At 40.9% G+C, this 13,140-nt stretch carries 16 protein-coding genes; 9 read left to right on the top strand and 7 right to left on the bottom strand.

The window, feature by feature from the left end; all coding sequences use genetic code 11:
• The first annotated feature begins 4 nt into the window (after nucleotides 1-4).
• The 3 genes from MTF67_RS06395 to MTF67_RS06385 all read left to right on the top strand — a co-directional run bounded on the left by MTF67_RS06395 (nucleotide 5) and on the right by MTF67_RS06385 (nucleotide 1,783).
• On the top strand, nucleotides 5-664 hold the full coding sequence (locus MTF67_RS06395; RefSeq protein WP_248519038.1) for a class I SAM-dependent methyltransferase: 660 nt from the start codon (nucleotides 5-7) through the stop codon (nucleotides 662-664).
• 112 nt (nucleotides 665-776) lie between these two features.
• Entirely contained in the window at nucleotides 777-1,262 is a 486-nt protein-coding gene (locus tag MTF67_RS06390) for a hypothetical protein (RefSeq protein ID WP_248519037.1), read from the top strand.
• A gap of 128 nt (nucleotides 1,263-1,390) precedes the next feature.
• Nucleotides 1,391-1,783 (top strand): hypothetical protein, encoded by a 393-nt coding sequence (locus MTF67_RS06385; RefSeq protein ID WP_006793298.1) that lies wholly within the window; start codon nucleotides 1,391-1,393, stop codon nucleotides 1,781-1,783.
• A gap of 71 nt (nucleotides 1,784-1,854) precedes the next feature.
• On the opposite strand, the gene MTF67_RS06380 is transcribed toward MTF67_RS06385, so the two are convergent.
• Genes MTF67_RS06380 through MTF67_RS06370 form a run of 3 tightly spaced genes read right to left on the bottom strand, consistent with a single transcriptional unit; the run spans nucleotide 1,855 to nucleotide 3,264 of the window.
• Entirely contained in the window at nucleotides 1,855-2,247 is a 393-nt protein-coding gene (locus MTF67_RS06380; protein WP_138740693.1) for an ACT domain-containing protein, read from the bottom strand.
• 17 nt (nucleotides 2,248-2,264) lie between these two features.
• The gene (locus MTF67_RS06375) at nucleotides 2,265-2,807 is read right to left on the bottom strand and encodes a hypothetical protein (protein WP_039037304.1); all 543 of its coding nucleotides are present in this window, start codon (nucleotides 2,805-2,807) and stop codon (nucleotides 2,265-2,267) included.
• A 1-nt stretch (nucleotide 2,808) separates the two neighbouring features.
• Complete coding sequence (locus MTF67_RS06370) at nucleotides 2,809-3,264, bottom strand: YaiI/YqxD family protein (protein ID WP_004588273.1); 456 nt, start codon at nucleotides 3,262-3,264, stop codon at nucleotides 2,809-2,811.
• 120 nt (nucleotides 3,265-3,384) lie between these two features.
• On the opposite strand from MTF67_RS06370, the gene MTF67_RS06365 reads away from it, so the two are divergent.
• The gene (locus tag MTF67_RS06365; RefSeq protein ID WP_006793295.1) at nucleotides 3,385-3,906 is read left to right on the top strand and encodes a lipocalin family protein; all 522 of its coding nucleotides are present in this window, start codon (nucleotides 3,385-3,387) and stop codon (nucleotides 3,904-3,906) included.
• A gap of 240 nt (nucleotides 3,907-4,146) precedes the next feature.
• Here the strand turns inward: MTF67_RS06365 and MTF67_RS06360 are convergent, their stop codons facing one another.
• From MTF67_RS06360 to MTF67_RS06350, 3 genes are read right to left on the bottom strand one after another with little or no spacing between them, the layout of a single operon-like run.
• Complete coding sequence (locus MTF67_RS06360; protein ID WP_248519036.1) at nucleotides 4,147-4,488, bottom strand: DUF3325 domain-containing protein; 342 nt, start codon at nucleotides 4,486-4,488, stop codon at nucleotides 4,147-4,149.
• Nucleotides 4,485-6,080 carry a PepSY-associated TM helix domain-containing protein gene (locus MTF67_RS06355; protein WP_248519035.1) on the bottom strand — a complete coding sequence of 532 codons (1,596 nt, stop codon included), beginning with the start codon at nucleotides 6,078-6,080 and terminating at the stop codon, nucleotides 4,485-4,487. The genes MTF67_RS06360 and MTF67_RS06355 overlap by 4 nt, the downstream gene beginning before the upstream one ends.
• Entirely contained in the window at nucleotides 6,077-6,415 is a 339-nt protein-coding gene (locus MTF67_RS06350; protein WP_008132868.1) for a hypothetical protein, read from the bottom strand. The genes MTF67_RS06355 and MTF67_RS06350 overlap by 4 nt, the downstream gene beginning before the upstream one ends.
• A gap of 222 nt (nucleotides 6,416-6,637) precedes the next feature.
• Here MTF67_RS06350 and MTF67_RS06345 point away from each other — a divergent pair, with 222 nt between their 5' ends.
• The 4 genes from MTF67_RS06345 (at nucleotide 6,638) to MTF67_RS06330 (ending at nucleotide 11,321) form a co-directional block, all read left to right on the top strand.
• Nucleotides 6,638-6,994: a VOC family protein gene (locus MTF67_RS06345; RefSeq protein WP_008132867.1), complete on the top strand. Its 357-nt coding sequence runs from the start codon at nucleotides 6,638-6,640 to the stop codon at nucleotides 6,992-6,994.
• A 190-nt stretch (nucleotides 6,995-7,184) separates the two neighbouring features.
• Complete coding sequence (locus MTF67_RS06340) at nucleotides 7,185-7,775, top strand: uracil-DNA glycosylase family protein (protein ID WP_248519034.1); 591 nt, start codon at nucleotides 7,185-7,187, stop codon at nucleotides 7,773-7,775.
• A gap of 284 nt (nucleotides 7,776-8,059) precedes the next feature.
• On the top strand, nucleotides 8,060-8,773 hold the full coding sequence (locus tag MTF67_RS06335; RefSeq protein WP_282447130.1) for a phytanoyl-CoA dioxygenase family protein: 714 nt from the start codon (nucleotides 8,060-8,062) through the stop codon (nucleotides 8,771-8,773).
• 163 nt (nucleotides 8,774-8,936) lie between these two features.
• Nucleotides 8,937-11,321, top strand: coding sequence for a TonB-dependent receptor (locus MTF67_RS06330; protein WP_248519033.1), 2,385 nt, complete (start codon nucleotides 8,937-8,939; stop codon nucleotides 11,319-11,321).
• Here the strand turns inward: MTF67_RS06330 and MTF67_RS06325 are convergent.
• Nucleotides 11,305-12,234 (bottom strand): LysR family transcriptional regulator, encoded by a 930-nt coding sequence (locus MTF67_RS06325; RefSeq protein ID WP_006793287.1) that lies wholly within the window; start codon nucleotides 12,232-12,234, stop codon nucleotides 11,305-11,307. The two genes, MTF67_RS06330 and MTF67_RS06325, sit on opposite strands and share 17 nt — an antisense overlap.
• A gap of 90 nt (nucleotides 12,235-12,324) precedes the next feature.
• On the opposite strand from MTF67_RS06325, the gene MTF67_RS06320 reads away from it, so the two are divergent.
• Nucleotides 12,325-13,131: a class II aldolase/adducin family protein gene (locus MTF67_RS06320; RefSeq protein ID WP_248519032.1), complete on the top strand. Its 807-nt coding sequence runs from the start codon at nucleotides 12,325-12,327 to the stop codon at nucleotides 13,129-13,131.
• Nucleotides 13,132-13,140 lie beyond the last annotated feature (9 nt).

Genomic DNA, 13,140 nt, shown 5'->3' with positions numbered 1-13,140 from the left:
AAAAATGCCGACATTTACAGGCGAGCAAGCAACACATTACGATAGTCGCATTACCCGCTTAGTACCTGGTTATGAGCTATTACACCAACTAACCAATTCACAACTACTCGCTACGTTAGGAGACAACGCGCATATTTTAGTAGTAGGAGCCGGTACAGGTAAAGAAATACTCGCCCTTGCCGCGCTTAACCCTACTTGGCAATTTACCGCGCAAGATACCTCAAGTGATATGCTCGCAATTGCTAAACAAGCGTTTGAAGAGCACGGCATAGCAAAGCGCGTTAACGTTATTGAAGGCGAGCTTGATAAGCTATCTACTAAGGCCGATGCGGCGCTATGCCTACTCGTAATGCACTTTTTAAAAGACGACGGCAGCAAAAAGCAGCTACTCAAAAACATTAAAGCTAATTTAAATAAAGGCGCAAACTTATTTATTAGCGATTTAATGAAACCCGAAACCGACTTTGAGCGCGAAGCACAAATTACTGTGTGTGCCGATTTAGGTTTAAGTGACGCAGGGCAGGCCTACACAGCTCAAAACTTAGAAAGTGAGTTTTACCCACTTGATAGAATGCGCTTAAGTGAATTACTTAACGAGTGCAAATACGGTATTCCTAAGCTTTATTTTAAAGCGCTGGGGTTTAGCGGATACGTTGTTAAATAGTCTTAACCTTAGCACCGACCTGGCTTCAGTCGGTGTTTTCCTTTGAACACATTCTTACATCTTCTAACAGGTACAAACAAAGCTCTCACAGTTTTATTACTAATTAGTGAATATGATTATACTCATTACCAACACAGAGAATAATCATGAAAAAAGTTTAATTGCCCTTTTATTACTGTCTGGCTGTGCCTCTCAGGGCGTTGATCGCGATGACCAAGGTCATATCATTAAGCATTACTATGCTACGGTCGAATCAATTGAAAAGGTAAAGCTGTCATCAGAAATCGGAACCGGAACCGGAATCATGGTTGGTGCAGGCATTGGTTTAGCCGAGGATTTAGATGGTAACACCGAAGATATGATCAGCGGTGCAATTGCCGGAGCATTGATTGGCGGGCTTTTTACGGCATTATTTGAAGGCGGTAACACAGCATATCAATACACACTTAACGATGTAGATAACGGCGAATTCATTGTAATTCAAAAGAAAAAACTGCCGAAAAGTACTCGCTGTGTAAGAGTAAAAACAGGAAATAAAGTAAAGCTAGAAGCGACTAATGACAGCTTTTGCCTAAATATAAATAACACCAAAAGCTAACCTAGCTTCAAGGCTCGTATTATTAATTACTTACAAAATGTTGCAATTAAACAAACCCATTAAAATTACTTTTTGGTGTGCTTTGGTATAAGCTCTTTAGCAGTATTTTTATCCATCAAGGAAGCACTATGAAGTTTGAACAGTTATTAAATAATTTTGATATGGGCGTGTGTGTTGAGCAACTTCAAAAAGAGTCGTTATTAGACCTCGCTTTACTTTTTGTCACTGTTGATGGTTCTATTGCTGACGAAGAGCTAAATGTAGTGAGTGCTTGGGCACAAAAAATTGAATGGAACTCAGCAATAGAAATAGACAATTACATAATAGAAATGACTAAAAAATGTGTTTCAGCGGTACAAACAAACGAAATAGAGTCATTTATTCAACACCGTATGTCGCACATTATTGACCAACCAATGAGGGTGTTTGTTTTAGAGCTTCTTAAGCAAGTAATTGAAGCTGATGGCATAACCCACGAAAACGAACTTAAAGCATTGAAAATTGTTGAATCTATAGTGTAATTAAAAATATTAAAAGCTCGGTTACTGAACGTTAAACAACCCAGAACCGGGGACTTTTAATGAAATTAAGTTTAACCAATCTCTTTAAGCGCAGATAGCGCCGCCTGCGCTTTATCGGTTTGTACAAAAATATGGTCGTGATAAAACGCAGCCACTACATTGGCGCTAATATTATGCTCGGTTAATTTGGCCGATACCGCAGCGGTTAAACCAACAGCCTCCAGACTTGAATGCACATTAAGAGTTATTAAATTATATTTACCTTCGTAAGTAATACCGGCTTTATCGGCGGTATCTGCATTTAAAATAAGGGTTAGGCCTTCTTCTTCAACGTAACTAGCAAGCGGGTTTAAATGAACGTAGTCAGCAAGGTCGCCTGCTAAACAGCAAAATATATATTCACCCTGCTTAAGCTCGGGGTTCATTGATTTTAATAACGTATTTAGCTCTAAAATTCCCACCATGTTGACTCCTTACATTTTTAATTAGCTGTTTTAAGCTTAGCTACAAGCCCGCTTAATCGGGCTATTTTAATATTACTTAACTGCCTGTAATCAAAGTACGGGCACACAATAATGTTATTCGTTGTATCAATTGCAAACTCATCGTCTAGCCAATTAAATTGCGCATTAAGCTTACCTTGCTGTAATAAGTTTTTAGCATGGGTTCGCCCAGCAATAATATGCAGCTGGTTTTTATTAGTGCCGTTAATAATGGGGACACTAAATAGCAGCGCTGTTTTACTGTTTTTTTGCAGTAAAAATGTATCGCGATACGCTTGCCAGCTATCGGCTTGTTTAGCAAAGCTGTAATGCTCACTCGGTAGCGCAAACAATACTTTAGCGTATACGTTAAACACTTTACGCCAGCCATTACCACAGTGCTGGTTTATGGTATTTATTTGCTCGTTTATTACAGGCTCAACACTTTGCAGGGTTTCAAAGTAGGGCATAGGCGGTGCTTTTGCGACATACACGCCTACATTAAAATCATGCTCACCTAGGCCAATAGCTTGCTCACTCACACTAGCTCGCCTTTTTTTGCGCTAAAATACGGTCGAGGTTATTGGCAAAGTTTTGGCGGTCGGTTTGGCTAAGCGGTGGTGGCCCGCCACTCATTTCTACGCCGCTTGAGCGCATGGTATCCATAAAATCGCGCACGTTTAATAACGAGCGAATATTCTCTGGCGTGTAAAGCTCACCACGCGGGTTAAGTGCTTGGCCACCGTTATCAATAACTTCACTGGCAAGGGGGATGTCGCCAGTAATAACTAAATCGCCTTTTTCTACACGCTTTACTATTTCGTCATCGGCCACATCAAACCCGCTCGAAACCTGTACGCGGCTTATAAATTTTGAAGGCGGAATGCGCATTGCATGGTTAGCCACTAAAATGGTTGGTGTTTGCGTGCGCTCAGCGGCTCTAAAAAGTATTTCTTTTATTACCACAGGGCATGCGTCGGCATCTACCCATATTTTCATGCTTAAATCTTTTAATTGCTCTAGTATTTAACTGATCCTATAGCAATTTATTTTAATCGGCTAGCAAACTTTATTTGGTTAAAGCCGTACAAACTGCATCACATTTAAAAAGGAGCTTTCATGAAGGCCATTACGACTATTTTACTTATTACAGGGTTATTTTTACTCACTGCCTGCACAAGTGCACCTGAAGGAATTACCCCCGTTAAAAACTTTGACCTTGAGCAGTACAAAGGTAAGTGGTACGAAATCGCCCGCCTTGATCACTCATTTGAAGAGGGCATGGAGCAAGTAACCGCAACTTACACAGTAAACGACGACGGCACAGTAAAAGTGCTCAACAAAGGTTTCATAACTAAAGAGCAAAAGTGGGATGAAGCAGAAGGCTTAGCAAAATTTGTAGAAGGGACTGACACAGGCCATTTTAAAGTCTCGTTTTTTGGCCCATTTTATGGTGCTTACGTAATTTTTGAATTAGACCAAGACGACTACCAATATGCGTTTATAACCAGTTACAACCGAGACTTTTTATGGTTTTTATCACGTACACCTACCGTTAGTGACAAGCTTAAACAGCATTTTATAGCTAAAGCAAACAAACTAGGCTTTGCCACAGAACAAATTATTTGGGTTAAACAGTAGGCTATTTAGCTATGTAAAGGGGCTTTACAGTTGTTGTGCTAATGATTGTTACAGCTGTAATAAAACGATCACCTTACTGTAAAGTAAGTTAAATATGTCGGCGCTATATTAGCTGCACTTGCAACGAGACATGCAAGTGTTGGACATACTGAATATCCCCCCCTATTGTTGGCAAGCTTTATAGCTTGCCATTTTTTTTGCCTAAAATTAATGGCTTTCTTTGGATCAGATTTTTACTAACTAAAGTGGGTTTACTACCAATAATAGCCCTGAAAAGCCGATCAGTAACATATTTAAAAAGCTAAATGGCTTAATCAACTTTTTTATAAAATTATAAAAAATCGTTATAATTAATACACTTAACCCCATAAAACCACAAAACAGTAAAGCTCCATATCCTTGCTGCGTAACAACACAGAACAATAAACTTAGTAAAATACTGATCCAAGCAACTATTAGCAGCAAATTACTTTGCAGCTTAGAGGGACGCGTTGTAAACACCGTTTTAAAATGCACTGGTTTTGCCAAAGCAAAACCATTAAAAGCAAACAAACAGAGGCTAAAGCTAAGTAAATCAATCATGCTTTTTGCCTCTTTTTATTATTGGTTAGGTTATTAGCTGTTTTTTTAGAAGCGCTAGAAGCAGTACGTAATTTTTCGGTTTGTACTAAAAACAGTATGCTAAACAGTAAAAATACCGCATCGAAAATAAACAAAGCCCATTGTTTATTAAGTAGGTAGCTCACTATATTACCCTGTGTGGTAAGCGCATTTATTGCCGGTACACTCAAACACGCGAGGGCATTTATGGCAGCCATTACACGCCATAGCAGCCTATCGCGCTTTAAAAGTGCCATAACAGCAACCACTAACCATGCTAAAAAGAACGCTGTAACTTCTTTTTCACCACGCCCTGCTACGGTTGGACTAAGTAATCTATTGGCAATAAAAAAGGCGCAGGTAGCCAGTGGTAAACCCATAATGGTGGCAAGGTTTAAACCTTCGACTAATTGTAAGCCAAATGAGTCTTTACCCTTATTACGCTCGCGTATGCGTTTAGCCCACATTATGCAGCCAGAGCCAATCATTACGCAGCCTGCAATACCGCAAAGTACGTATAACCAGCGCAGTAAAGGCGTAGCAAAGCGCCCTGTATGCATAGAGTTAAGTGATTCATAAAGTGCTTTACTACTGCTAAGTTCGTCATCAGTTTGTGCAACTAATTTGCCGGTAGCACCACTAAACAAAAGCCGCGGAGATTGATCGCGAAGCACCTTTGCAGGGCTTACCAATACCGTTACTGTTGAAGCGGCCATATTCGGTTTACTAACCTGAACACGCGTAATATCTGCACTAGGCCACTTAGTATAAACTTGATCCAAAATAGTGTTTATAGGGAGCAAATCTGCACTGCCTTGGGCGTTATTAGTCACGTTATTACTAGGTGTTACATCGTTAAAAAAGCCACGCATACCCTTGTCGTAGGTCGTTAACGCAGGGTAGGGGAACAACATAAATATAAGCGTAATAATGCCTGTGTAGGTAATCATTAAATGAAACGGCAAGGCAAGTACCGAGCTTAAATTATGCGCATCTAACCAGCTACGAGTCCCTTTATTGCGCCTAAAAGTAAACATATCTTTAAATATGCGCTTATGAATAACCACGCCCGAAATTATTGCCAGCAGCATAAAAAAGCTGGCAAAGCACACTACCCAACGCCCTGTTATGGCATCTAAATAATAAAGCTGATAATGCAAGCGATAAAAAAAGTTACCGCCTTTGGTTTCAACAAAAGCGGGCAGCGCTTGCATGGTGTTTGGGTTTAATTGGGTATTTACAAACTGGCTGCGGCGCTGTCCTGGCTCTTTAGGTTTTGCATAGCCATATACTAAATACGGTATTCGCTCTTCGGGCAAGGTAATACGCCAACTAGGGGAGTTTGCAGCGTGCTGATTTAAATAATCAAAGCCCTTTATAATTTGCTGCCTTTGCGCGGCCACTCTGTCGGTTTGGGCTTGCACATTGTGTATAGCAGGTTGATTCCAGAGGTTTATTTCGTCTCTAAAAAAACTCGCTGTACCTGCAAAAAATATTACGTAAATAATCCAACAGGTAAGTAAGCCCACCCAGGTATGCAGCCAGGTCATCGACCTAAAAAAGCTGTCTTTCATAGCCAACCCTTCAGTAACGCCAATACAGCAACAAAAAAACCGGTACTTAGTAAAATACTGATCCATGCAGTTTTTAACGACTTAACCGAAAACGCATAAATAAACACTGCGGCGTAAATTAAAATACTGATAGACACACACAGTAATACGGCATCTTGCTTAGCAATAGGCAGCAGCACACTTAATAATGAAATACACGCTGAGGTAAACGCATAGCCACCCACTATGGCAATAATAAAACGCAAAAATACTAACACTCTATAGCTTTGGGCCACCTTTAAAAGCGCAGCTAGGTTAGTTTTTGTAAAAGGTACTATGTGCAGAGGTGCCTGCATAGTTAACAAATCCCTTATTCAAATACGAGGATAAAAATAAGGGGTTATTATAAAGCTTACAAATGCAAAAGATAGTGATTCTCATTTGTATATTATAGATAATTTTACATTAATCCCTAGCATGTTGGTAAAATACTGATCTCTGCTCTTTTAGGGTTATTGCTTAGCTAATAACGAAGGTTTACAGTGGTCAATACTGGCAAGCCAAAGAGTAAATTTAAAATGAGCAACCACGAAAAACTAAATTATGTAGAGTTTCCCACGTGCGATTTATCAGCCACAAAAAACTTTTTTACTAACGTGTTTAACTGGCAATTTACCGACTACGGCCCAGAATATACGGCGTTTAGCGGCCAAGGACTTGATGGTGGCTTTTTTAAAGCACCGCTTAAATCACTTACTCAACATGGAGCCGCACTGCTGGTGTTTTACAGTAACGACATTCACGCAACCTATAAAAAAGTAGCGCAATATGGCGGCAAAATAGTAAAACCTATTTTTGAGTTCCCCGGTGGTTGCCGCTTTCATTTTACCGAGCCTAGTGGTAACGAATTTGCCGTATGGTCAGAAAAACAATAAATATATCAAGTGATTAGTTGTTATTTTTAGATGAGATCACAATTTTACCAACTAATAACTAATTTGAGTAAAATAAACCGATTTTTTACCAACTCATTAGGTCTAAATGGCCATTTAGAACAAAATTTAAGCATTTAAGCATTTAAGCATTTAAGCATTTAAGCATTTAAGCATTTAAGGCCAAATTTATATGGATCCGATCAATTTAATTGAGCAAGTTAGTAAATGCGTGATCTGTGAACCTCATTTACCGTTAGGTGCTCGCCCCGTTATACAATTTAATGCCAATGCGCGTATTTTAATTGCCGGCCAAGCACCGGGCATAAAAGTACACGAAACTGGCAAGCCCTTTAACGATGCTAGCGGAAACCGCCTACGCGAATGGCTTGGGCTAAGTGTTGATGAGTTTTATGACCCGCAAAAAGTAGCTATTTTACCTATGGGCTTTTGCTACCCAGGTAAAGGTAAGTCGGGCGACTTACCTCCGCGTAAAGAATGTGCACCCGCATGGAGAGCGCAATTACTGGCCGCTCTGCCAAATTTAGAACTGACAATCGTGCTCGGTAAATACGCACAGGCTTATCATTTACCGCATACTAAAAACAGGCCTTTAACCGAGTTAGTAAAATCGTGGCGTGAGTATTGGCCACAATATTTAGTATTACCGCACCCAAGCCCTCGCAATAATATTTGGCTTAAAAAGAATCCATGGTTTGCACAAGATGTACTGCCAGAACTTGCTGAGCGTGTTGCTAAAATATTAAACAAAAAGCCACAATGAATAGCTATAAATCAAACGGTTATATGCTTGTAAAGGGGCTTTACAGCCCCGAAGAGCTAAATAAAATTAAGCCAATAATTAGGGCGTGTTGATCTTTGCGGATTGAAATTTGTTCAATCTAGGGACGATTAAATCGCGGCGCGAGGTTTGTAACCTAGTGGGCTAAGTAAAAACCGAGCAACAAAGAGTTTATCGCCCCTAGGCAGAACCCAAAGGGCAGCGCATGTTTGGCATTTATGCTGCGTTATCGCCTATTTATGTGGAATAACCACACTTCATAGGCTCTGCCTTGCCTAAAAACCAAACATACTGCTGCAAATTCAACCATCAAAGTTCAACACGCCCTAAGCTTCCATACAAAGTGGAAGGCTAATAACCGTGAGTTTTATCAATCCCGTGCAATTAATAGCTCAGGCATAACAAATAGTGAGTATTTAACGGCGCAGCAAAACGAAGCCTTATTTAATTTAATTGCTGGTGATAAATTAATTAAGCGTGTAGAACTGGCGATTAGTGAGCCACTGTTTTTAAATACTCAGTTATTTTTTAATCCCGTTAATGTTACACAAAAAAACTATTGGCATCGCGATATGCAATACCATTTAAATGTGCAAGAGCAACAAGCTGCGTTAAACGGGCCCGACGTAGTGCACTGCCGGTTAGCCCTTGAAGACGAGCCAGGTATAGAGCTTGTGCCCCATTCGCATAAAAATTGGGATACACCAGAGGAGCTAAATGTACGTCTTGCAAAAAATAATAAACTGCCAAGCGATAACTTAACTACAGGCAAAGTTATTAAACTTAATGCGGGTGACTTACTGCTATTTTCAGCCAATATGATTCACCGAGGCTTATACGGCAAAAACCGTTTAGCACTGGATATTATTTTTTGCGAAAATGCACCACAGCTTACCGCCTTTATCAATGCAGCAAACACTCCAAGCTCGGCAATCGCTAATAAAACCGCTAATCCACAAGTATTTTTTAACCCACTTTAAACCTGCTATAACCCCATTTAACACAACACTTTTTCGCTTAACTATAAATATTACTAATAGTGTTGAATAAATAAACATCACTGTTATTTATTTTAAGACTCGTCAGTATGAAATAGACGCAAAATTATCCAATAAAAATAACCTCTATAATGGAGTTGCAGCTATGACAACTGAACACACACAATCACACACACGTTTAAAGCCAGCTTTTTTAAAGCAAAAAGCACTGACTCTATTTACGCTCAGCGCATTAAGCGTGGGTATGGCACAAGCCGCCGAGAATAAAGTAAATAAAAGTGAGCTTGAAACCATTACCGTCACTTCGCAAAAGCGGGTGCAATCACTGCAAGATATTCCTACCTCTATTCAAGCGCTTTCTGGCGATTACCTCGAGCAAAACAGTGTTGACGATTTACTCGCCCTAAGCGAAAACCTACCTAACGTGCATATAACCGAAACCTCAAGCAGTAAACGTATTTTTGTACGCGGTATAGGCTCGGGTACTAACTCAGGCTTTGAGCAATCGGTTGCTATGTATAAAGATGGCGTGTATTTAGGGCGCGGGCATCAGGCTAAATTTCCATTTTTAGATATGCAGCGCCTTGAACTTATAAAAGGCCCGCAGTCGGTTATGTTTGGGAAAAACGCCACAGCAGGTGCCTTTAGTATGATCTCAAATTCGCCAACCGATGTACTTGAGGGCACCGTATCGTCAGAGTTTGGATCAGACAACGAAAAGCGTTTTACCGGCGTTATAAATATTCCTATTAACGATGATTTAGCCATACGTATTGCCGCGTTTGACCACTCTGTTGATGGCTTTTTATATAACCAAGCGCGCCAAAGCGACGAGCAATCTAACGACTCATCAGGTGCGCGATTATCAATAGATTGGCAAATAAACGATGATATAAATGCATTATTTAAATGGGAACACGGTGAGTTTGAGTCGCACGGTTCACGCTATCAATACATTATCGATACTCCCAACCGCGACTTACAAATAGCAAGCGATCCAACAAACCCGGGAAACGTGGGCTATCGCTCACTTTTACTAAGCGACAACTCAGGCCTTGATTACACAAGTACGGTATCGGGCGATGGGCACCCAGGCGGGCTTAATGAGCAAAGTAAAACCACGCTTGATAACGCATCACTTAAATTAACCTATAACCATGGCGAATACGAATTTACCTCTGTAACCACGTATAGCGAGTATGATTGGGACTCAACTTTTGATGCCGACTTTTCAGAAGTCCCGCTTATAAAACAAGACTACTTAGAAACCTATAACCAGTTTACGCAAGAATTCAGAGTAAGCTCGCCAACAAGGCGCACGCTTGAATACGTAGCGGGCATTTTTTACATGAGCAGCGAGCTTGAACACCCAAACGATATTTTATTTGGTGCATCGTTACTTATTCCTGATTTAGTAGGTACATCATTGGGCGTAAATGCGCTGTTTGATCAAGACCAACAAAGCTACTCAGCATTTACCGCCCTTACTTGGAATGTAAACGCGCAATGGCGCGCTAGTTTTGGCCTGCGTTATCAAAAAGAAGAAAAAGAAGTAAGCAGCGTACAAAGTGTGTATAGCGTATTTGAGCCCAACACACCGCAAACCGTACAACAATTTGCCAATGCCGCTGCGCCCACTATTGCAGGGCAGCTCTCAGGCGCGGGGGTACATAACCTTAACGCTAAGCGTGATGAATCACACTTATCACCCAATATTAGTGTGCAATATTTAGGGTTTAACAACACCATGTTATTTGCAAGCGCTGGCATAGGCTACAAAGCCGGTGGTTTTGATGGCTCTGGCTTAAATGGCTCGCAAGGTAATACGGTTGATGAAAATTCAGGCTTTGAGTTTGACGACGAAAAAGCCACTAATTTTGAATTTGGTATTAAAGCCGAGCCAATTAAAAATACTCTACAAGTAAACGCTACACTGTTTTACACCCTGTACGATGACCTACAAGTATCTGAATTTAATGGTAATGCATTTGTAGTTAAAAATGCTGCCGAAACCAAAGTAAAAGGGATTGAGCTCGATTCGCGCTGGGCAATAAATCAAAGTTGGCAGCTATCGGCAAACCTTGCTGTGCTTGATTTTGAATACGAGCAATACGCCAGTGCCTCGCCAACAGTTATGCAAAGCGAACTACTTGGCCAAGCATTCCAAGATTTAACCGGGCAAACTGGCGCGTTTGCTCCCGACTACTCAGGCAATATAGCAATTGATTACAATACCGAGGTATTTTCAAATCTTACTTTAAGCAGTAATTTAGCACTTAACTTTAGTGATGATTACTTTTTAGAGCAAGATCTTGACCCAATAGCCAAGCAAAGCGCTTTTGAAAAGCTAAATTTACGCATAGAACTAGGAAGCAGTGAGGGAGATTGGTCGGTGTCGTTATTAGCTAAAAACCTAACCGATAAGCACACTTTTTCGCAGGCCAACGATGTGCCAGTAATTAGCTACGCACACCGTTTTTTATCAGAGCGTGGGCGCAGTTATCACGCACAATTTAGTTATCGCTTTTAAGTTTGTCAGCAGGGATAAGTTGCTGGGCTAAACCTAGCAGCTTTTCTCGCATCCAACTATTTACTAAATCGTCATCGGCTTGTTCGTGCCAATACATGTGCACTGGCATTAACGGCACATCAAACGGCAAGCTAGTTACATGCACTGGCATTTGCTCTTTTAATACCTGCGCGTACGCGTTTGGCATGGTCATTATCATGTCGCTTTGGCTAATCACTTTAGTCGCCGCAAAATAATGTTCACATTTAAGCACTACATTACGGGCAAGTGCATGCTTTGCCAGCGCCATATCAATAATATCTACCTGCGCACCTTTTAACGACACCAACGCGTGCGATGCCTTTGCGTAACTTTGTACGGTTAAGTCATTTAATATGGGATGATCGTGCCTACAAATTAGCGAAAAATGCTCATTACAAATAAAGGTATTTTTTATATGGTTGCTCGTTGGGGTAAGCACATCAATGACTATATCTAGCTCTTGGTTTTCGAGTGATTTTTCCATATCAACATGCGAAACCTGTCGGCTGTTAATTGTAATATTAGGGGTGTTTGTAAGTAGGTCGCTCATTAGCGGCGGAAAAAATATCGATTCTAAAATATCTCTAAAGCCAAATTTAATTTCGCGCTTAAAGGCGGCTATATCAAAAAGCCGCTCGTTGTTCATGGTTGCCTCTAATGCCTGCACCGACTCAATCACTTGGGCTATTATTTTTTGGCAAAAAGGCGAGGGCACCATACGCCGACCATGGCGAATAAATAAGGGGTCGTCAAACTTATCTCTTAGGCGCGAAAGCGCATGGCTAACTGCTGGTTGCGTTAAATGCAGCTTATCTGCAGCACTAGTAATGCTCCCCTCTTGGTATACTGTTTTAAGTATTACAAACAGGTTTAAATCTATCTTTCCATGCATAGCATTTATGTTTAACCATTAATTAACATCACTTCTATTTATCTTAAGCGAGACTAAACTAAAGTCAATAGACTTTAATTTAGGATTATTATGAGCAATACACTAGAGCAGCAAGCCGCAAAAATGACCATAGGCAGCGATAAATTTAAACTTATCATGCCGCCTAAATTTAACACCCTAAACGAGCAACGCACCTACGAAAAACAACGCCTAGCCGCGGGCTTTAGAGTATTTGCTATGTACGGTTTTGATGAAGGGCTTGCGGGGCACATAACACTTCGCGACTGCATAGAGCCCGATACATTTTGGGTAAACCCCGTAGGTATGCACTTTGCGCATATTAAAGCGTCAGATCTTATTCGGGTTGATCATAAAGGTAATATTATTGAAGGCAGCACACCGATTAATAATGCGGCGTTTGCTATTCATTCACGCATACATATGGCACGACCCGACGTAAACGCAGTAGCCCATGCCCATACTCGTTATGGCCGTGCGTTTTCGGCATTAGGAGAGTTACTTAAACCAATTTCGCAAGATGCTTGCGTATTTTACGAAAACCACAGCGTATTTGATGTATTTAGCGGCGTAGTGGCCGAGAGCGAAGAGGGCGACATGATAGCTAAATCGCTGGCTGATCACTGCGCTGTTATTTTGCAAAACCATGGTTTACTTACCGCTGGTTCGTCGGTTGATGCTGCAGTTGCCAATTTTGTATTGCTAGATAGCTGCTGCCAAAGCCAGTTATTAGCACAAGCCGCAGGCGAGCCTAAGCTTATCTCGCACGAGGTAGCACTACATACAAAACAAGCCAATGGCTCAGAGCTGGTTACATGGGGGAACTTTCAGCCCATGTATCAGGTCGTTGCTGCACAAGATAACAGTTTTTTAGATTAAAAAATGGCA

Source organism: Pseudoalteromonas sp. 2CM32C, from assembly GCF_023161925.1.
Taxonomy (GTDB): Bacteria; Pseudomonadota; Gammaproteobacteria; order Enterobacterales; family Alteromonadaceae; genus Pseudoalteromonas; species Pseudoalteromonas marina.
The sequence above is the reverse complement of the archived record's forward strand: the minus strand, read 5'-3'. Positions and strand labels throughout refer to the sequence as shown.